Raw genomic sequence first — 19,898 nt, forward strand, 5'->3', positions numbered from 1 at the left:
GGAAAGGGCTTCCGGGTCATCCCTCGCAGGGAGGGCGGCGGGCTGATGTTTCTTCGCACGCCACTTCCCGACGAAATGGCGCCCTGAGCTGGCTCAAATGTTGATGCGGGAGCTGACTGTCCGGACGTCCAATCCGAGGGCCGCGAACTGCGCGGCGTGGGCGCGGAGCAACTCCAGCAGCCGGGGATGCACGTCTTCTTCTTCGTTGGACAGGATGAAGCCGTAATTCGTCTTGGACAGCATCCAGGAGATCCACAGCATCTCCGTTGCCACGTCCGGCGTGGGCGCGACGTCCAGGTCCGCCTCCGTGGACAGCGCGCCGTTCTTCCCCCAGCGCAATCCCAGACACGAGTACAGCACCTCGCCCGCGTCCTCCCACTGGAGGTTGTTCGCCCAGGCGTGCCGGAACGTCGCGAAGAAGATGACGTAGCGACAGAGACTCTTCAGCGCCTCCATCTCACCGGCGTGCGGCGCATCCGTCCGAGTCACCGCGCTCACGGCCCTGGCTGCCGGCTCCGCGACCTTCGCACCCAGGTCCATGCGCTCCGAGCGCACGAACCACGGCGCTTCCTTGCCCGGCACCCGCGCCCGCAGATAACGACAGACGAACGCGGGCGTTGAATGCGCGACCAGGTCGTCCGAGAACCGGTGCACCTCCTGCCATTGCGCTTCAATCTCCGCGCCGTGCTCCGCGAAGAACGCGTCGATGTGCTCCCCGAGCAGCTTCCAGAACAGCTGCCCCGCCTTCGCGTAGCGGTGCCCCTCGCAGACCGGCGGCGCGGGAGCGAAGCCCTTCCAGTCGTAGCTGCCCAGCAGGTGCTCCAGCCGCTGGTTGATGCCCGCTTCCGTCAACGCGCTGGCCCGCTTGATGTACCCCGTGGGCCCCACCAGAAACCCGTTGGCGGCGTGGTTGATCAACACCACCTCCCGCAGGTGCGGCATCAGCAGCCAGCGCAAGGGATTGCGCCGCAGGTTGCGGTGCGCGGCGATGGCGTACTGCTCCACGTTGAAGTGGCACTGCCCCAGGTGGTTGCCCAGTTCCACGTCCAGCGTCGCGCTCACCCGCGCCATCCGCTTCGCCGCTTCCCAATCCGCGCCATCCGCGGGCGTGAACGTCCGGCGCGTCACCGGTGAGCCGGCCGCCGTCGCTCCGGGCTCCCGCATCCCCAGGATGATCCGCTGGGGCATCAGCTTGCCGTCCACCAACCGCAGCCGGAGGTCCACGTCGGGCAGACAGTGCACGCCGTCCTGCTCATACGCATTCCAGGGCAGGTACAGCCGGAAGGCCTGCGCATCCTCCGGGTCCCGGTCCAGGATGCTGGAGAACATCCCATTGAGCAGCCGCTCCCCGAACCAGGCGTCACTCCGCGAGGAGCCCGGCGACTCCCGCTCCATCCGGACCGTCATCGTCTCCGGGTAGTCCGCCTGGATCTTCGCGAGGCTCGGCGCCTGTCCCATGCGGATCTGCAGCTGGTGTTGCCGCTTCACCAGCTCGATGGGCGCGACGGCCTTGAGCATCGCCAGCGCGCGTCCCGGCGCGTAGGCCGTGGGCGGAGTGCCTTCCTCCACCACGAGCAGCCGGGCCAGCGGCGTCGACGGGTCGTATTCCCAGTACGGCAGCCGGAGGGTCCCGAAGTCGTACTCCCGCCCGCCGTGGTCGTCCGGCCCGTGCTCCGAACCGATGCGCTTCCACGTCTCCACCACGCGGCCGTCCTGACGGAACGTGTGCTGCGGTTCGAAGAAACGCAGCTCCAGGTCCGGCAGGTCCCCTTCACCCGCGTCCTCCGGGTCGTAGCGGATCTCGAACGCGCCATCCGGGCCCGTGAAGGTCTCGCCCAGGAAGTCGTCCGGCGTGCCGAAGTCCCGGTCCCACAGCTCCACCTTGATGTGATGCAAGGGGATGGGGCCCTGCGGTCCGTCCTGTTCGAACACGAGCCGGCCCCGGGCCCGCGCGGACAGGGTGGAGGTGTCCCTCACCGCTCGCGGCGCTCGCACCTGCTTGACCAGGTTGCGGCTGACCGCCAGCCGTTCCTTCAATCCCAGCCCCGCATACCACCGGGCCAACTCCTCCGCCTCCAGGAGCGGCGGCTCAGCGGTCTTGGATGAGAACCCCAGCGAGGTCAGCAGGCGGCGCCACACGGTAGGCATCAGCTCCGCGCCTCAATCCCAGCCGTGGTCGGAGACGACCCCCGATAGGTACCGCGGGAACCACCTCCAGCACGGGAACGACGGGCAGCAGGCTTCATCGCGCGGGAGGGTACCATGCCTGCGGTAATCCCATACTCGCGCCCTCGCCCCCGAGGGCAGGCGCCTATCGGATCCACGGCAGCCCGCTCAAGTCACCTGCTCCGCGTGAGCCGTGGCGCCTCCGCACCTCGCGCGCCACGTGCTAGTGGGAGATTCCATGAGTACCGATTACACGCTGACGATTCGCACGAGCTCGAAGCTCGGCGCGGGGACCAACTCGGCCATCTCCGTGGTCCTGGTGGGCACGAAGGGCGAGAGCCAGTCGTACCTGCTGGACAAGCGCTTCCACAACGACTTCGAGGCCGGCGCGGTGGATGCCTACACCGTCAAGGCCGCTGAGGACCTGGGCGACCTGCTCCTCCTCCGGTTCTCCAATGCGGGTGGCGGCGTCGGAGGCGACTGGCTGCTGGATTCGGTGACGGTCACCACGACGGGGAAGCACTGGTTCTTCCCGTACTACCGCTGGGTCCTGGGCAAGTCCTCCGCCGAGGTCCTCGAGGGCACCGCGCGGCTGCCCCAGCAGGTCCGGCACGAGCGGGAGCAGGTGGCCCGCAACGACCTGCTGCTGGCCCGCCAGCGCATGTATCCCTGGCGCCCCGCGGAGGCGACCGCCGGGCTGCCCGGCGCGCTCGACATCTCCGAGGCGCGGCCGCTGCCGAAGGACGAGCTCTACCGGGGCCTCGTGGACGGCAGCTACGAGGTCGTCATCGCGAAGACGCTCGCGGCCATCAAGCTGCACATGCCGGTGCTGAGCAAGGCGTGGAACGGCCTCGTGGACATCTTCGACTTCTTCAAGAGCCTGGAGCTGCCCACGCTCGCGAAGCGCTGGCAGGACGACGCGGAGTTCGCCCGGCAGGCCGTGCAAGGCATCAGCCCCGTCCACATCCAGTCCATCACCGCGCTGCCGGAGGGCATGCCGCTGCAGGACAGCGAGCTGCGCGGGCTGCTGTCTCCGGGCACGACGCTCCAGCAGGCGCTGGCCGGCAAGCGCGTCTTCCTGCTCGACTTCGAGATCCTGGGCGACGTGCCCATGTTCAAGAAGACCGACAAGGAGGGCGTCGAGGAGCGCCGGTGGGCGCCCGCGTCCCGCTGCCTTCTGTATTTGGATGACACGCGGCAATTGCGGCCCATCGCCATCCAGCTCGGCCGCGACCCGGAGCTGGATCCGGTGTTCACGCCCAATGACAGTCCACACGACTGGCTGGCCGCGAAGATCTACGTCCGGTGCAGCGAGGGCAACACGCACCAGATGGTGGGCCACGCGCTCAGGACCCACTTCATCGCCGAGCCGTTCGTCATGGCGACGATGCGCAACCTTCCGGATCCGCACCCCGTCTACAAGCTCCTGCGCCGCCACTTCCGCTACACGCTCGCCATCAACGACGGCGCCCGGAAGGGCCTGCTCGCCGCGGGCGGCGTGTTCGACGACCTCATCGCCACCGGTGGCCCGGACCAGGGACACGTGTTCCTGGGCAAGAAGGGGTACAAGGCCTGGACGCTCGCGGACAACAAGCCGCGCCCGGACATCGAGCGCCGTGGCGTGCTCGACCCGGCGGTGCTCCCGCACTACCCGTACCGCGACGACTCGCTGCCCCTGTGGGAGGCGCTGGAGGAGTACGTCGGCGGGGTGCTCGGGCACTTCTACAAGTCGGACGAGGACCTGATGCGCGACACCGATATGCAGCGCTGGTGGAAGGACCTCACCGAGCACGGCATGCCCGTGGAGAAGCTGCCCTGCGCGGAGCTGAAGCGCGTCTCCGACCTCACCGACATCCTCACCACCGTGCTCTTCACGGTCAGCGTCCAGCACGCGGCGGTGAACTACCTCCAGTACGAGCACTACGCCTTCGTGCCCAACGCGCCGCTGTGCATGCGTCAGGCGCCGCCGCGGAAGAAGGGCGTCCTGGGGGAGAAGGACATCGACGCGATGATTCCTTCCAAGACGCAGATGCTCTGGCAGGTGGCCGTGGGCCGCGCGCTGTCCAGCTTCGGGGAAGACGAGGAGTACCTCCTCCACGACGGCGGCTGGCGCGAGGACTACTTCCAGGAGCCGGAGCTGCTCGCCATCCGGGACCGCTTCCACTCCCGCCTGCGCGCGCAGAGCGAGGCCGTGAAGGCGCGCAACGCCAAGAGCGCGGTGCCCTACACCGTCCTGCAGCCCGACCGCATCCCCTGCGGCATCACCGTCTAGCGCCGTCAGGAGACACCGTGCCCAACGCCCTTTCTCGCGGCATCTTCAACCTGTTCTTCGGCGCGAAGCGCAAGCCGTTCGCGTCCCTGCCCGGTCCCCAGCCGGGGATCCTCGGCACCGCCGGGGACTTCCTGGGGGCTTCGCCCTGGGACGTCTGCGCGCGCTACGGCCGTGAGTACGGCGGTGTCACGCTCATCTGGATGGGACCCAACCCCGGGCTGGTGCTCAACGATCCAGCGCTCATCGCGGAGGTCTACGAGTCCCCCCGCCGGATGGAGTTCGAGAAGGGGAACATCAGCGAACAGATCCGCCCCTCCACGACGGACGACACGGCGTTCACGGCGGAGCTGCGCGGGGACTGGGTCCAGAAGCGCCAGCTGGAGCCCTCCGCGCAGTCGTGGGCCCCGGAGGCGCTGGCGGACCTGGTGGGCCCGATGCAGGCGTCCATCTCCGAGTCCGTGGATGCGCTGCTGAAGCAGGAGCGCATTGATGATCTCGCGTCCGTGCTGCGCCGGCTCACCTTCGACGCATTCTCGGTGGCTCAGGTGGGGGAGAAGCTGCCGGACCAGGTGTTCGAGGACTTCATGCTGCTGGCGAAGGCGGCGGATGCGCGCATCCAATCGAAGCTGCCGCTGAAGTTCGTGAAGCCGCCCAAGGACTTCGAGGCGACGAAGGCGCGCTTCTACGGGCACTTCGTGGACCGCATCCGCGAGGCCCGCAAGCGCCAGGACCCGCGTGCCGTGGACCTCATGTCGCGCTACCTGCGGGAGACGCCGGGCATCGATGACCAGGTGCTGGCGCACATGCTCGGGGGCACGTACTTCGGCGGGGCGTTCTCCTCCAGCGTCACGCTGGTGGGCGCGTTCCATCAGCTCAACAAGTACCCCCAGGCCGAAGCGCGACTCGCGGCCGAGGCGGCCTCGCTGGTGGCGGACGGCCCGCTGACGTCCGGGAAGCTGGAGGGCGCGAAGTGGGCAGAGGCCGTGGCCTACGAGGCGCTGCGCATCCTGCCGGCGGTCCGGGTGATGACACGCACGCCATCGAAGGACGCGCAGCTGGCGGGCGTCACGTTGCCGGCGGGGTCGATGATCATGATCTCCAACCAGCACCTGCACCGCGACCCGAAGCACTGGGAGGACCCTGAGACGTTCAAGCCGGAGCGCTGGCTGGACGGGGGCGCGGCGCGAGACCCGCTGGGGAGCGGCTACTTCTTCCCGTTCGGCCGGGGGCCGCGCGCGTGCGTGGGCGCGGACTTCGCGATGGTGTTCCTGAAGACGGCGCTGACGACGATTGCCTCCCGCGTGAAGGTCCAGCTCGATTCGACGGAGCCCTTCGAGGAGGGCTTCTTCTTCGGCGTGGTGCTGCCCAAGGGCGTCACCGGGAAGCTCATCACCCGGACGGCCCAGTCGTCACAGGACGTGCAGGCTCGGAGCGCCTAAGCCGCGTCGTGGAAGATGATCCCCGCAGTGTGCCTCTGTCCGGAGCGCACGAGGCCGACACGAATTGGCGGCGATTTCGACGTGCAAAAGCGTAAGCGCGACTTCAAGCGGGTTCCCCGGACATGCTGCGCAGTCTAGTCTGAACTTCAACTTGACGGTGTGAGCGGTGAATGCTGGTCGTACCTGCTGTTGGGTATGGCGCAAGGATGGAGGACGATGTGCGTGGCTCTTCAAAGTATCCGAAGGATTTGGTTTCAGCCTTTCTCAAGAGAGAGGCCTTGTCGCGCGCAATTTGGGGGATAACCGGACTTAGGATTGGTGAGAAGATCGATTCTCCCCCACCCATAGATCAATCAGCTCTAGAGTTGATTGTGGAAATTATGTTTTTTGCGTCCATGGCAGTGGAAGAGGGCCATGTCCAACCGGTCGGTGTCGTATTCGCGGAAAGACGCGAGGAATTTGAGAGTTCACACTGGAGTTTTATCGCATTCAGCGAGCCGCGGGTGTTTGCCGTAGGAGAGATTGCCAAGCTCGCCGCAGTCCCTGATTTCCCCAGGTCTCTTTTGGCTGTCATGCCCGGCGACCAGGGATTGTCTATTGTGGGCGTCGCATCTCCGGGTGGGCAAAGTCTATTTCGAAAAGACGATTTGATTCGTGTGTTGGCACCAGATCCAAGTGTCCTGGTTCTGGGGCGCGGCGCACGCGAAGTCGCTCGATATGTGAGAGGTCAGATTCTTGACCAGCCTCCATATTACTGGGGACATAGGGACGGTCAGGAACAACGGCAGTTGCTTTCCATCGCAGCTTCGCTTGGCACTCTCGCGCCAGACTCTCAGGACGGCCGCAGCGCCGCTATAAAGGCGTATCTCCAGGGACAACTCGTGTTTAATCAGATCCTCCATGTTGTCTCCGAGATGAGTCGGCTCCGACATGGTGGGATTGTTGCCATCCTTGGTCCAAACGATGATGCCCAAGTGCTGCTGGCAAGGTCGCGCGCCTTGGAGTTGCCTATGGAGTATGGGGCAGTTGTGCGCGACCAGTTGAGGGCGGAGAGTGATTGGGTTAGAGGCGGAGATTGGGAGAAGTTTAAGAACGGTGCGTTGGTAGAGAAGCTTGGCTGGATGCGTCGGCAGATCGTTGGGTTTACGGCTGTGGATGGGGCGGTCCTATTGAGTCACTCACTGCAGGTTCTCGGATTCGGGGTAAAACTGCCTGTTCCGCCTGTGCTCCCAGATGTTGTTCAAATTGGTTCAGATGGAACACCAGGGGGTAGATGGCCGCTTGAAATTCGCGGCACTCGGCACGCTGCGGCGGCCAGCTTTGCAGAGCAGCATCCTGACGGCGTGGCCTTTATTGTCTCTCAAGATGGTGATGCGGCGGTGTTTCAGTCAGTGGGAGCACATGTTGTTTATTGGCCCTTGGGGGTGCCGCTAGGTGATATGAGAGTGGGTTGATGTTTGGGTCAGTTGCTTGGAAGTCTGGTTTTGTGGGTGTTTGCTGTGCATGATGTCGGATGTTTTTTTTGGCCGTTTGCATGCTGATGTTTGAGGTCTACGCCGCGTCGTGGAAGATGATCCCCGCCGTGTGCCTCTGTCCGGAGCGCACGCGGCTGACACCGTGCCGGAGGTTGACGCGGTACGTGCCCCGCGTGCCCTGCATAGGGCGGTGGTGCACCGCGAAGACGACTGCGTCTCCCTGACGCAGGGAGACGACCTCCGCGCGGGATTGCATTCGCGGACGCTGCTCCGTCAGCACGAACTCGCCACCCGTGAAGTCGCGTCCGGGTTCGGAGAGGAGGACGGCCACCTGGAGCGGGAAGACGTGCTCGCCGTACAGGTCCTGGTGCAGGCAGTTGTAGTCGTCCACGCCGTAGCGCAGGAGCAGGGGCGTGGGCCGCACCTGGCCGGCTTCGTGGCAGCGCGCGAGGAAGTCCGCGTGCGCGTCCGGATATCGCACGTCGATACCCATGGCCGTGTTCCAGCGGTTCGCGATGGGCGCGAGGCACGGGTACAGCGCCGTGCGCAGCTCCGTCACGACCTCCGGCAGCGGATGGTCGAAGTATTTGTATTCACCCCGGCCGAAGCCATGCCGGGCCATCACCACTCGGCTGCGAAAGGCGTCTTCCACGTCGTAGAGCAGCGCCAATGCCTCGCACTCCTCGCGAGTCAGCAGTTGCTCCAGGATCGCGCAGCCACGCGCGTCCAGCTCCCGGCCCGTTCCCTCCCAGCCCACCGCGCGCACCCGCGCCGGGACTCCCGCCACGGAACGGATTGCGAGCGCACCTCCACGCCGTGCGCTCATCGCTGGGCCTCGCGCCGTTTGGAGGGCTCCGCCTCGCGATCCAGTAGCGCTCGCTTGCGCTCCACGCCCCAGCGATAGCCAGACAGTGCACCGTCGTTGCGCACCACCCGGTGACACGGAATCACCACCGCCAGCGCGTTCGCGCCACAGGCCTGCGCCACGGCACGCACCGACTTCGGTGCTCCAATCCGCTCCGCGATTTCCGTGTAGCTCGCCGTCTTCCCCGCCGGAATCTCTCGCAGTGCCTGCCACACGCGCTGCTGGAACGCCGTGCCCCGCACGTCCAGGGGCAGGTCCAGCCCCACGCCCGGCGCCTCCACGAAGCCCACGACCTTCGCCACCAACTGCTCGAACGTCGCGTCCCCTCCCACCAGGGTCGCCTGCGGGAAGCGGTCCTGGAGGTCCTTCGCCAGCGCGTCCGGATCATCCCCCATCAGGATGGCGCACACGCCCCGGTCGCTCGTGGCCACGAGGATGGGCCCCAGCGAGCACTCCGCGATGGCGAAGCGGATCTCCGTGTTCGCGCCCCCGGCGCGGAAGTTCGTCGGCGTCATGCCCAGGACCTGGCTGGAGGTTTCATAGAAGCGGCCGCTGGAGTTGAACCCGGCGTCGTAGATGGCCTCGGTCACCGAGCCGCGCTTCGTCAGGCCCGTGCGGATCCGCTCCGCCCGCTGCGCCGCCGCGTAGCCCTTGGGCGTCAGCCCGGTGACGGCCTTGAACACGCGGTGCAGGTGATACGGCGACAACCCCGCGCGCTCCGCCAGCTGCTCCAGGCTCGGCATCTCCTCCGAAGCCTGGATGAAGCGGCACAGCTCGGCCACCCGGTCCGCGTGCTTCACGGCGAGCGAGGGCTCCCCCGGCTTGCAGCGCATGCACGCGCGAAACCCCGCCTGCTCCGCCGCCGCCACCGACGCGTGGAACCCCACGTTTTCCGGCCGGGGCGTCCTCGCGCCACACGACGGACGGCAGAACACGCCCGTCGTCCGCACGGAATAGAAGAAGCGCCCATCCGCCGCCGCGTCCCGAGCGACGACCGCCGCCCAGCGCGGGTCGCCCAACGTCGCCGCCGCCAGGGCCTCCGTCTTCGTCGCCATGCACTGCCTCCCTTCGAGAGCGGTCCCCATGACCACGATGGAAAACCTAACCCCCGGCGTCCAGGCCAGCACTCCGCGCCTTGCGGTCGAATTCGGACCCGCGCCCCGGAATCACCCCGGGGCGCGGGAAGAAGACAAAGACTACCCGCAGGCGTCCACGAGCCTGCGCTCCGGCCGCTGCTCCCAGCCGCGCCCGTGGAAGGCGGCGCCCACCACCAGCGGCATCGTCACCGTGGCTTCTCCGTACACCATCTGCTCGTGCACGGTGGACACCTTGCCCCAGCTGCTGGCCTCGCGCAGCGTCGAGCCGGACAGCGCGCCGTCACGCTCGTCCGCCACCGTGAGCTGCACCGCGTACTTGTGCATGGCCACCGGCTGCTCCACGAAGTCCGCCGCCACCACGATGTCCTGGGCGAAGTTCTTCGGCACGCCTCCGCCCACCATGAACAGCCCCGAGTCCTCCATCCGCAGCCGGCACTTCGTCAGCTCCAGGAAGTCCCTCGCGCTGTCGATGGACACCTGCGGCTTCCCCGCCCGGTGCCATTGGTGGTGCACCAGCCCGAACCCCGCCGAGCAGTCGCTGAACGCCGGGACGAAGATGGGCACACCCAACTCATGCGCCGCCAGCACCACGCTGTCGCGCGTCTTGCCGTGCTTCACCAGGTAGCGGCCCATCTCCCCGATGAACTCGCGCGATGAATACGGACGCGGCTCCAGCTCCGCCGCGATGCGCGCGATGGTGGCGTCGCACTCGCGCAGCTCGTCCTCGTCGATGTACGTGTCGTAGATGCGGTCGATGTGCAGCTCGCGCAGCGCGTTGTCGTCCGCGTCCGCGCGGCCCTTGTAGTGGCGGAAGCCCAGGGCCTCGAAGAAGTCCTGGTCCACGATGAGCGCCCCGGTGGAGACGATGGCGTCCACCATCCGGTGACGCACCATGTCCACCACCACCTGCTTCAGGCCGGCGGAGAACAGGCTGCCGGCGAGGCAGAGGATGACGCCGCACCGCTCGTCACGGAGCATGGCGTCATAGAGCCCCGCGGCGCGGCTCAGGTTGCGCGCCTGGAAGGCCATGTGACCCATGGCCTCCACGAGAGGCCGCACGTCCAGGGTCTTGATGTCGATGTGCTGGATGGGAGCGCGAAGCAGCCCGGTCTTGCTGGCAGTGTCGTTCACGGCGGGTGTACCCCGACGGCCTTGGATGGAGGTCGGGAGGCCCTGGGCCGACAACAAGCGCCACCCGAGACGTCCTACGGTCCGGCCTCGGGAAGAGGGGGGACCGCCATCGGAGACGTCAGGTGGCGTGCGACCCGTGCTCCCTAACACGCCAGCCGGGCGGGTGCGAGCAATGCGTGGCAGCACGCCCGCGTATGACGTGACAGGATGCCGCACCCCAGTTCCTCCTTCCCATGAGCAAGCCATGTCCCACCTGCGTCTGATGTGGAAGCGCTCCCGTCTGCTCTGGCCCACGCTGGCCGCCTGCGCCGCGGTTCCCGCCTGGGCCGCACCCGCGCCCATCGCCGTCCCCAACGCCGGCTTCGAAACCGCCGCCGCCACCGGCCTGCCCCAGGGCTGGACCGCTTCCGGGCAGGGCAAGGTGTCCGCTCGCGGCGACGCGAAGGCGGAGGGCAGCCGAAGCCTTGTCATTGAAAGCCCCCAGGGCGGCGCGGAGACCACCGTCACCTCCGAGCCCGTGAAGCTCCAGGTGGGCCGCCTCTACCGGCTCTCCGCCTGGGTGCGCACGAAGGGCGTGCAGGCGGACGCGCAGGCCCGCTACCCCACGGCGCTGGGCGCATGTCTGTCCATGCGGAGCTTCCCGTTCACCAACTGCTCGCCGCCGCAGGGCGCGGACCAGAGCGGCCGCGTGCAGGTGCTGTTCTTCGCCACCTCGTCCACGGACCGCGTGCGCGCGCACCTGGGCCACAACGGCAAGGCCACCGGCACCGCGTGGTTCGACGACGTGAAGCTGGAGGAGGTGGACGACATCACCGCGTACGTCCCCATGGAGAGCGTGCGCTGGGCCGGCAAGGGCTTCCGCTACGACGACGGCGGCTGGGTGTACGTGCACATCGAGGGCGAGCCCTACGAGCGCGGCCGGCAGTACGGCGAGCTCGTGTCGCAGGAGATCGTCCGCTACATCGAGAAGCTGGGCATCCAGAAGGACAAGGCGGACGCCGCGAAGGGCTGGGCGCAGGTGCGTCTGCTCGCGGACTCGCTGTTCCTGCGCCGCTTCGATCCCGAGTACCTGGAGGAGATGAAGGGCATCGCCGACGGCGCCAACGTGGGCGGCGCGAAGTTCAAGGGCCCGGACGGCAAGGAGCGCGACCTGGACGTGCTGGACGTCGTCGCCATCAACTCCGCCGTGGACCTGGGCCAACTGGAGGACGCCAACCGCGTGACGGCGTCCCCGCTCTCCGGCCGCACCTTCCTCAAGGGCGAGGACGAGAACGGCCGGGCGGGGGAGGGCGACCACTGCTCGTCGTTCGTGGCCACGAAGTCCGCGACGAAGGACGGCCGCGTCGTCATGGGCCAGATCTTCATGTGGAACGGCTACACCGGCGTCCACTGGGACGTGGTGCTGGACGTGCAGCCCACCAAGGGCCACCGCTTCGTGATGCAGACCTTCCCGGGCGGCATCCACAGCGGCGCCGACTGGATGCTCAACGACGCGGGCATCGTCATCGGTGAGACGACGGTGGGCCAGACGCCCTTCAACATCGACGGCACGCCGCAGAGCAACCGCATCCGCAAGGCCGTGCAGTACGCGAACTCCATCGACGACGTGGAGCGCATCCTCAAGGATCGCAACAACGGCCTCTACACCAACGACTGGACGCTCGCGGACACCAAGACGGACGAGGGCGCGTGCCTGCTGCTGGGCACCGCGAAGACGCGCCTATGGCGCACCGGCAGCAAGGGCAAGCCCTCCGACACGCCCGGAAACCTCAAGGACTTCATCTGGGCCAACAACAACAACCGCGACCCGGAGGTGCGCAAGGAGTCCGTCCCCAACGCGAGCAACGCCCCCGTGGACCTGGCCTTCAACACCTGGAACCGCGACATCGCCTTCCAGGAGTTCTACGCGAAGTACGGCAAGGGCGGCTTCGACGTGGACAGCGCCACGCGGATGATGGCCTCCAGCCCCATCAACCGCCCCCACGCGTGTGACGGGAAGATCACCACGTCGGAGATGACCGAGAAGCTGATGTTCCTCGCGCACTACGGCAAGACGACGCTGCGCGAGAAGATGGTGGGCAGCCGCTGGATTCCGGACCTGCCCGGCGCCACGCCGCACCTGTCCCTGGGCTACACCGCCTTCAGCCCCATCTACGTGGCGGACCAGCTCAAGGCCGCGAAGGCGAAGCAGAAGCCGGAGCCCAAGGCGGACACCCAGCCCAAGCGCGACTTCGCCCGCGTGAAGGACGCGCTCCGCTTCGACGAGAAGAAGCTCTGGGCCAACACGGTGTTCCCCGCGACGGACGCGGACAACTGGTTCGGCAGCGGGTCCGCCGCGTACTGGACCCAGCTCAAGGACCTGCCGGAGGGGGATGATCTCTCCAAGGCCTTCGACACGCAGCGCGACGCGCTCGCGGAACTCAATGCTCGCTACCTGTACGTCACGGCCCGCGAGGGCGACGTGGTGCCCACCGCCGCGCGCACGGACTACGGCCGCTATGGCCAGTACGCGGTGCCGCGCATCAAGGGCACGTACCTCCTGCACCAGCTGCGGTTGACCCTGGGCAACGCGAAGTTCGCCAAGGTGATGGACGCGGTGCACGGCAAGTTCGCCAACAAGAAGCTCACCACGCAGGACTTCATCCGCACGGCCTCGGAGGCCGCGGGCCAGGACGTGGGCCCGCTCGTGAAGCAGTGGGTGGAGCGCGGGGGCCTGCCCGCGCCGCGCCTCACCACGCGCGCCCAGAAGGCGAAGGAGGGCTACGAGGTCACGCTGAAGGTGGACCAGTCCGGGACGCCCTGGCGCTTCGCTACGCTGGTGGAGGTGCAGACGGACAAGGGCGCCGTGCTGGAGCGCGTGGAGGTGAAGGGCGCGAGTGACACCTTCACCGTGAAGGTCCCGGACCGGCCGGTGCGCGTGGTGTTCAACGTGGGCAACGACATCCCCGTGGCCCGCGAGCGCTACCAGACCCTGGCCAACACGCTGGACGACTGGGAGAAGCTCCTCTTCGTCTACGGCTCCGCGCACCAGGTGGAGTCCATGCGCACGCTGGCGACGAACTACCGCGAGCAGCTGGCGGACGCGTCCCCGGAGAGGCTGGCCCCGCTCAAGCCGGACGCGGAGGTGACGGACGCGGAGCTGGCGGACCGCGACCTCGTCGTCTTCGGCGGCCTGGAGGACAACGGGCTCCTGGCGCGGCTGGCGGCGGAGAAGAAGCTGCCGGTGGAGCTGGGCCGGCGCTACTTCCGGTGGCAGGGCAAGACGTACGGCCGCGCGGATGACGGCCTGGCCATGGCGCTGCCCAACCCCTGGAACCCGAAGAGGACGCTGTACCTCTTCGTCGCCAACAGCGGCCTGGAGCTGTGGCACATGACGCGCTCCTTCCAGCGCGGCCTCCAGAGCTGGGCCCTGTTCCGCGCGGGCGAGGTGAGCGGCAAGGGCTTCCACGCCGCCGACGGTCTCACCCAGGAGCTGTCCGTGGACCTGCCTGCTCCCAAGCTGGGCATGCTCACGCCCTGAGGCGCGGGCCCTGAAATCCTGAAGCCTCAAGGAAGGGCCGGCGGGGAGCACTCCCGCCGGCCCTTCTTGCGCCCGCCTGCCGTTTTCCCTCTGAGAACCCTGGTCGATTTGACTCCGGCGCGGAGAGGGTTAAATCTCTCTTCAGGAAATGAATCGAGATTCAAAATCTGAGGCACCCGTCAAACGGCTGCGCTCGCGCATGAAGGAAGCCACCGCCGACGCCATCCTGTCGGCGGCCGCGGGGGTGTTCGCCCGCGACGGCCTGCACGCGGCGAAGATGGAGTCCATCGCCGAGCAGGCAGGCGTGTCGGTGGGGACGCTCTACAACCACTTCACCGACCGCGCGGCCCTGCTGGACGCGCTGCGCGTGAAGCGGCGGCAGGTGATGCTGGACCGGCTGGACAAGGCCCTGGCGCCCGTGGCGGAGCGGCCCGCGCGCGAGCAGCTGCGCGCCTTCGTGACGGCGGTGTTCGCCCACGCGGCGGAGCAGGACGCGTTCGTCCGGGTGCTGATGCAGCTGCCGGAGGACCCCGCTCGCAAGAGCCGCATGGTGGCGGAGCTCAACCGGCGCCTGACGGTCATCATCGACCGGGGCATCCAGGCCGGAGACGTCCGCGCGGAGGGCCGCGCGTTCTACCCGGCCCTCTTGATGGGAATGGTGCGCGGCGCACTGGACCGCCTGCGCGAGGACGACGCCGCGAACCTTCCGGCAGCCGCCTGGGCGGAGGAGATCCTCCGCGTCTTCTTGAAGGGCATCGAGGTCCACTGACATGGCGACAGCCGTCGCGACACCGGAGGTCCTGGCGCCAGCGGTGCCCAAGGCCCCCGTCAACAAATGGCTCGTCACGCTGTCGGTGACGTTCGGCACGCTGATGGGCGCCATCGACTCGTCCATCGTGAACGTGGCGCTGCCGCAGATCCGCGGCGCCGTGGGCGCCACGGTGCAGGAGATCACCTGGGCCACCACCGGCTTCGTCATCGCCACGGTGATGGTGATGCCGCTCACGGGCTTCCTGGGCCGCATGTTCGGCCAGAAGCGCGTGTACCTGGCGTGCCTGGTGCTCTTCGTCGCGGGCTCGTTCCTGTGCGGGCTCGCGTGGAACCTGCCCACGCTGGTGCTCTTCCGCTTCCTCCAGGGGCTGGGCGCGGGCGCGCTCCAACCCACCGAGCAGGCCATCCTCCGGCAGACGTTCCCGCCGAAGGAGCAGGGCACCGCGATGGCCATCTTCGGCATGGCCGTGATGGTGGGCCCGGCCATTGGCCCCACGCTGGGCGGCTACATCGTGGACAACTGGCACTGGTCCTGGATCTTCTTCATCAACGTGCCGGTGGGCATCCTGGGCTTCTTCATGGTGGCCCGCTTCGTCCAGGAGGACGACCAGCTGCGCGCCACCGCGCGCCGGGAAGCCGAGCAGCAGCGCAAACACATGGACTGGGCGGGCATCACGCTGCTCTGCATGGGCCTGGCCACGCTCCAGTACTTCCTGGAGGAGGGACAGGCGGATGACTGGTTCGAGTCCCCCGTCATCGTCATCTGCGCGATCATCTCCGCCACGTGCCTCATCGCCTTCGTCATCCGCGAGCTGACGGCGGTGGCGCCCGCGGTGAACCTGCGCCTGTTCAAGGATCCGGTGTTCGCGTCCGGCACGCTCCTGGGCGCGCTGGTGTTCGCGGTGCTCATGGCCAGCATGTTCCTCCTGCCGGTGTTCATGCAGGAGCTGCTGGGCTTCACCGCGACCCAGTCCGGCTTCTCCCTGATGCCGCGCACGCTGGTGATGATGTTGATGATGCCCATCGTCGGGCGGCTGTACGGCAAGGTGCCGGCGCGGGTGCTGGTGGGGATCGGCATCGTGTTCGCGGGCTTCGGCGCCTTCGAGATGAGCCACTTCTCGCTCGCCACGGGCTCCAGCAACATCATCGCGGCCATCGCGCTGCAGGGCGTGGGCTTCAGCATGATGTTCGTGCCGCTCAGCGCCACGGCGCTCGGCAGCATCCCGCGCGAGCGGATGGCGGACGCGACGGGCCTCAACTCGCTCCTGCGCCAGATTGGCGGCTCCGTGGGCCTGGCCATCTTCACCACGCTGCTGTCGCGCTACAGCGTGCTGTCCAAGGCCTCCATCGCGTCACACCTGAACCCGGAGCGGTGGGAGGTGGCCAGCCGCATGGCCGCGACCCAGAAGGGGCTCATGCAGCACGGCCTGGACGCCGCGAGCGCCAGCATGGCCAGCCTCCAGATGATGGTGGGCAACGTGTCGCGGCAGGCCATGGTGCTCGCGTTCGACAAGCTCTTCGTATTGGCGGCGATGATGTTCGTGGTGGTGCTGCCGCTCGTCTACTTCCTCAAGGACCCCCCGAGTGTCGGGGGCTCCCACGAGAAACCCCACATCGATGTGGAGATTTAAGACATGGCAACGACAACGACAGCTCCTCAACTCGTCCCGGAAGCGGCACCGTCGCCCGCCGCCGCGGCGCAGGCGAAGCGCGGCAAGCGGGGCTTCCTCATCCTCGGCGGTGTCGTGGCCGCCCTCGTGCTGGCCATCGGCGGCTTCAAGGTCGTCACCGCCGGGCAGGAGACCACCGACGACGCGCAGGTGGAGGCGGACGTGGTTCCCCTGGCCGCGCGCGTGTCCGGCCCCGTGGTGAAGGTGGCCGTGAAGGACAACGCCACCGTGCACCAGGGCGACGTGCTCCTGCAGATCGACCCGCGTCCGTACGAGGCGCGCGTGAAGCAGGCGGAGGCGGAGCTGGAGTCCGCGCGCGCCCAGGCGGCCGCGGCGGACGCGCAGGCCACGGTGGCGGAGGCCGGCGCGAAGGGCGGCCTGTCCAGCGCGAAGGCGCTCGTGTCCACGAGCACGTCCGCGGTGAGCAGCGCCCAGGCGCAGGTGGCGGCGGCCCGCGCGGCCGTGACGCGCGCGGAGGCCCAGGCCCGCAAGGCCACGCTGGACCTGGAGCGGGCGCAGAGCCTGCGCAAGCAGAACGTGGTGGCGCAGAGCGCGCTGGATGACGCACTGACGGCCAACGAGACGGCGCAGGCCGCGCTCGAGGGCGCCCGCGCGCAGCTCGCGCTGGCGGAAGAGGGCCGGCGCACCGCGGAGAGCAAGGTCGCGGAGGCGAGGGGCCAGCTCGACGTGAGCGCCCCCATCGACGAGAAGATCGCCGCCGCCCAGGCCAACGCGTCGCTGGCGCACGCCCGGGTGAAGGGCGCGGAGGCCGCGCTGGAGCAGGCGAAGCTCCAGCTGGAGGACACGCGCATCGTCGCCCCGGCGGACGGCCAGGTGTCCAAGCTGTCCGTGCACGCGGGCCAGCTGCTCACCCCCGGCCAGGCCGTGGCGGAGCTGGTTCCCACGACGACCTACGTGGTGGCCAACTTCAAGGAGACGCAGGTGGGCCACATGCAGCCCGGCCAGCGCGTGGAGGTGGAGCTGGATGCCTTCTCCGGTGAGAAGCTGGAGGGCAAGGTGGAGAGCCTGTCCGGTGGCACCGGCGCCCGCTTCTCCCTGCTGCCGCCCGACAACGCGTCCGGCAACTTCGTGAAGGTGGTGCAGCGCGTGCCCGTGCGCATCACCTGGGTGCACCCGCCCGAAGGCCTGGCCCTGCGCGCCGGCCTCTCCGCCGACGTGACGGTGCACACGAAGTAGCCGGAAGCCCCAAGCTCTATACCCCAGCGCCGCGCTCCCCCAGGGACGCGGCGCTTTTTCATTCCGTGATGGCGGCGGGCCGCGAGGTCCTGCTTCCAACAGTGGGCCAGGACCTCGGCCATGCCTCCCATCAACGTGGATGAGAAGATGAGAGCCGGGCACGCCTCCCCATCAGGGCCGGCCCACGCGAACTGGTCCGACTGTCGGACCAGTTGGGACCACCGCCCGTGGCAAGGGGGACGCCCGCTCCAACCGAGCCACGCGAACTGGTCCGACTGTCGGACCAGTTGGGACCACTGCCTGAGGCCAAGGGGAGCCGTTCCAGCCGAGCCGCCCGAACTGGTCGGACCAGTTGGACAACCGCCCGTGGCGAGAGGCCCCCTCCGTCAGCGCCGGCCCACGTGAACTGGTCCGACAGTTGGACCAGTTGAAGACGTGTCGGGGGAAGGTGGCCGGATGGTGGGCCGGAGTCTGGCGTGGCCCATCCCAGCGTCAGAGCGTGACGGCCATCTCCACGTCCGCGCGGGAGTACCCCGTTTCCCGGGCAATCTCCGCGCCGCTGCGCGTCACGACGAAGCCGTGCTTGCGGTACAGGCCCAGCGCCGGCCCCAGCGCGCTGTTCGTCACCAGGACCATCCGCTTCGCGCCGCGCTCACGGGCCGTGGTCAGCGCGGCCCGCATCAGCGCGTCGCCCAGGTCGCGGCCCCGCGCCTCCGGGGCCACCGCCATCTTGCACAGCTCGAAGGTCTCCGCGTCCTCGCGCCTCAGCGCGCACGTGCCCAGCACCTGTCCGTCCACGAGCGCGAAGAACACCTCGCCCCCCGGCGCCACGAAGACACCGTGGGGATCCGCGAACGAGGCCTCGTCCGAGCCCTCGATGCGGAAGTCCTTTTCAATCCACTGCCGGTTGAGCCGCTCGAAGTGCGCGCGCAGCTCCGGCCGGTAGGGGACGACCTCGACGGAGGAGGAGTCCATGGCGCTCACGCGGTGGCGGTGGCCGCGGCGGGCTTCTTGCGCAGGAAGAGCGCGAAGATGAGCGCCACGATGGTGATGCCCACCAGCGTGATGAGGCCGTCCGCCGCGATGGTGGCGCGCGTGCCGATGTTCCGGAACTCCGACGCGTGCCCATCCAGCGCCGTGGTGTAGCTGATGGCGAAGTTGGAGGCCGCGACGAAGAGCGAGTACTTCGTCGTCACCGCCGCGCCGTCGCTCACCATCTCCAGCACCATGCCGGCGAAGGCCGCGAAGCCCGCGCCGTTGGCCAGGCTGTACGCGAGCGAGCCCCAAATGTACGTGCTCGTCGTCATCGGCCCCGCCGCCATGGCGAAGGCGCACAGCGCCGTGGCGCCGCCCATCAGCGCGTACGCGAGCTTGCGGTTCATCCGGTCCGAAATCCAACCGCCCACCAGCGAGCCCACCGCGCCGGTGATGCCCATGCCCAGGCCGCTCACCAGCTCCACCGTGTGCTCCGGCACCTGGTACGCGCCCGCCATCGCGCTGAAGAGGTTGGTGAGCGCGCCGCAGCTCACCGGCGCCAGGCAGAGGATCAGCATGATGAGCCCGTCGCGGCTGAACGCCGTCTTCGCCAGGTCCACCACGATGCTCTTCACCCGGTCCACCGCCGCCTTGAACAACGGCCCGGTGGGGACGGTGGACGGGTCGTGCCGCTCGGTGATCCAGAAGATGCCCGCGCCGCTCGCCAGCACCAGCGTGGAGAGCACGATGCCCGCCACCTGCCGGGAGAACCGGCTGGCGAGGAAGATGGCCAGCGCGCCCATGAGCGCGGTGGAGCCCACGTTGCCCGCCATCTGCCAGCCGCCCGTGCGCCCCTTGTCGGACGGCTTGGACGTCGTGGCCATCAGCCCGTTGAGGGCCGCGTGCGCCGTTGTCGCCGCCGCCTGGAGCGCGGTAAGCAGCAGCGTGAAGAGGCCCAGGTGCTGCCCGGGCTCCGGGAACACCGCGCACGCGAGGATGAGCGCCGCGGTGAGCAGGGTGCTCACGCCGTACCAGACGCGGCGCCACGGCCCCAGGTCGATGAGCGGCACCCACAACAGCTTCCACGCGTGCGGAGAGAAGGCCGTGCCCGACAGCACGCCAATCTCCGCCAGCGGCATCCCGTCCTTCGCCAGCCAGTACGGCACCGCCGTCTGCAGGTAGCCCACGGCGGCGCCGAACTGCACCTCCAGCAAGCCGAACAGCGGGGGCCAGGACCAACGCGCTTCCTCGGCGGGCGCCGTGGCGGGAAGGGCCGTCTCTTGTTCAATCAAGGGTGACACCTACAGGGCAGGACAGGGG

General features: G+C 68.3%; 13 protein-coding genes. 7 read left to right on the forward strand and 6 right to left on the reverse strand.

The genetic code is table 11. From position 1 onward, the window contains the following. Positions 1-93: 93 nt before the first annotated feature. On the reverse strand, positions 94-2,148 hold the full coding sequence (locus D7W79_RS20400) for a lipoxygenase family protein (RefSeq protein ID WP_120527057.1): 2,055 nt from the start codon (positions 2,146-2,148) through the stop codon (positions 94-96). A 256-nt stretch (positions 2,149-2,404) separates the two neighbouring features. Here D7W79_RS20400 and D7W79_RS20405 point away from each other — a divergent pair, with 256 nt between their 5' ends. From D7W79_RS20405 to D7W79_RS43255, 3 genes are all read left to right on the forward strand, one after another. After that, positions 2,405-4,438 (forward strand): lipoxygenase family protein, encoded by a 2,034-nt coding sequence (locus tag D7W79_RS20405; protein WP_120527058.1) that lies wholly within the window; start codon positions 2,405-2,407, stop codon positions 4,436-4,438. A 17-nt stretch (positions 4,439-4,455) separates the two neighbouring features. Then, positions 4,456-5,877, forward strand: a complete 1,422-nt coding sequence (locus D7W79_RS20410; protein ID WP_120527059.1) for a cytochrome P450 — start codon at positions 4,456-4,458, stop codon at positions 5,875-5,877. Positions 5,878-6,047: 170 nt separating this feature from the next. After that, positions 6,048-7,331, forward strand: coding sequence for a putative sensor domain DACNV-containing protein (locus D7W79_RS43255; RefSeq protein WP_147441982.1), 1,284 nt, complete (start codon positions 6,048-6,050; stop codon positions 7,329-7,331). Positions 7,332-7,428: 97 nt separating this feature from the next. On the opposite strand, the gene D7W79_RS20415 is transcribed toward D7W79_RS43255, so the two are convergent. The 3 genes from D7W79_RS20415 to D7W79_RS20425 all read right to left on the reverse strand — a co-directional run bounded on the left by D7W79_RS20415 (position 7,429) and on the right by D7W79_RS20425 (position 10,445). Next, entirely contained in the window at positions 7,429-8,178 is a 750-nt protein-coding gene (locus D7W79_RS20415; protein ID WP_120527060.1) for a 2OG-Fe(II) oxygenase, read from the reverse strand. After that, positions 8,175-9,272, reverse strand: coding sequence for a bifunctional DNA-binding transcriptional regulator/O6-methylguanine-DNA methyltransferase Ada (ada, locus tag D7W79_RS20420; protein WP_120527061.1), 1,098 nt, complete (start codon positions 9,270-9,272; stop codon positions 8,175-8,177). Before ada ends, D7W79_RS20415 begins: the two co-directional genes overlap by 4 nt. A 141-nt stretch (positions 9,273-9,413) precedes the next feature. After that, positions 9,414-10,445 (reverse strand): 1,9-bis(guanidino)-5-aza-nonane synthase, encoded by a 1,032-nt coding sequence (locus D7W79_RS20425; protein ID WP_208729783.1) that lies wholly within the window; start codon positions 10,443-10,445, stop codon positions 9,414-9,416. 244 nt (positions 10,446-10,689) lie between these two features. Here D7W79_RS20425 and D7W79_RS20430 point away from each other — a divergent pair, with 244 nt between their 5' ends. The 4 genes from D7W79_RS20430 (at position 10,690) to D7W79_RS20445 (ending at position 17,603) form a co-directional block, all read left to right on the forward strand. Continuing rightward, entirely contained in the window at positions 10,690-13,965 is a 3,276-nt protein-coding gene (locus tag D7W79_RS20430) for a C45 family autoproteolytic acyltransferase/hydrolase (RefSeq protein WP_120527063.1), read from the forward strand. Between the two features lie 199 nt (positions 13,966-14,164). Then, positions 14,165-14,734 (forward strand): TetR/AcrR family transcriptional regulator, encoded by a 570-nt coding sequence (locus tag D7W79_RS20435; protein ID WP_158617008.1) that lies wholly within the window; start codon positions 14,165-14,167, stop codon positions 14,732-14,734. A gap of 1 nt (position 14,735) precedes the next feature. Continuing rightward, positions 14,736-16,367: a DHA2 family efflux MFS transporter permease subunit gene (locus D7W79_RS20440; RefSeq protein ID WP_120527065.1), complete on the forward strand. Its 1,632-nt coding sequence runs from the start codon at positions 14,736-14,738 to the stop codon at positions 16,365-16,367. A 3-nt stretch (positions 16,368-16,370) separates the two neighbouring features. Then, entirely contained in the window at positions 16,371-17,603 is a 1,233-nt protein-coding gene (locus tag D7W79_RS20445) for an HlyD family secretion protein (protein WP_120527066.1), read from the forward strand. A 492-nt stretch (positions 17,604-18,095) separates the two neighbouring features. On the opposite strand, the gene D7W79_RS20450 is transcribed toward D7W79_RS20445, so the two are convergent. After that, positions 18,096-18,578 carry a GNAT family N-acetyltransferase gene (locus tag D7W79_RS20450; protein ID WP_147441983.1) on the reverse strand — a complete coding sequence of 161 codons (483 nt, stop codon included), beginning with the start codon at positions 18,576-18,578 and terminating at the stop codon, positions 18,096-18,098. Positions 18,579-18,583: 5 nt separating this feature from the next. Then, positions 18,584-19,870, reverse strand: coding sequence for an MFS transporter (locus tag D7W79_RS20455; protein WP_120527068.1), 1,287 nt, complete (start codon positions 19,868-19,870; stop codon positions 18,584-18,586). Positions 19,871-19,898: the final 28 nt, after the last annotated feature.

The sequence above is a fragment of the Corallococcus exercitus genome, assembly GCF_003611585.1.
Classification (GTDB): Bacteria; Myxococcota; Myxococcia; order Myxococcales; family Myxococcaceae; genus Corallococcus; species Corallococcus exercitus.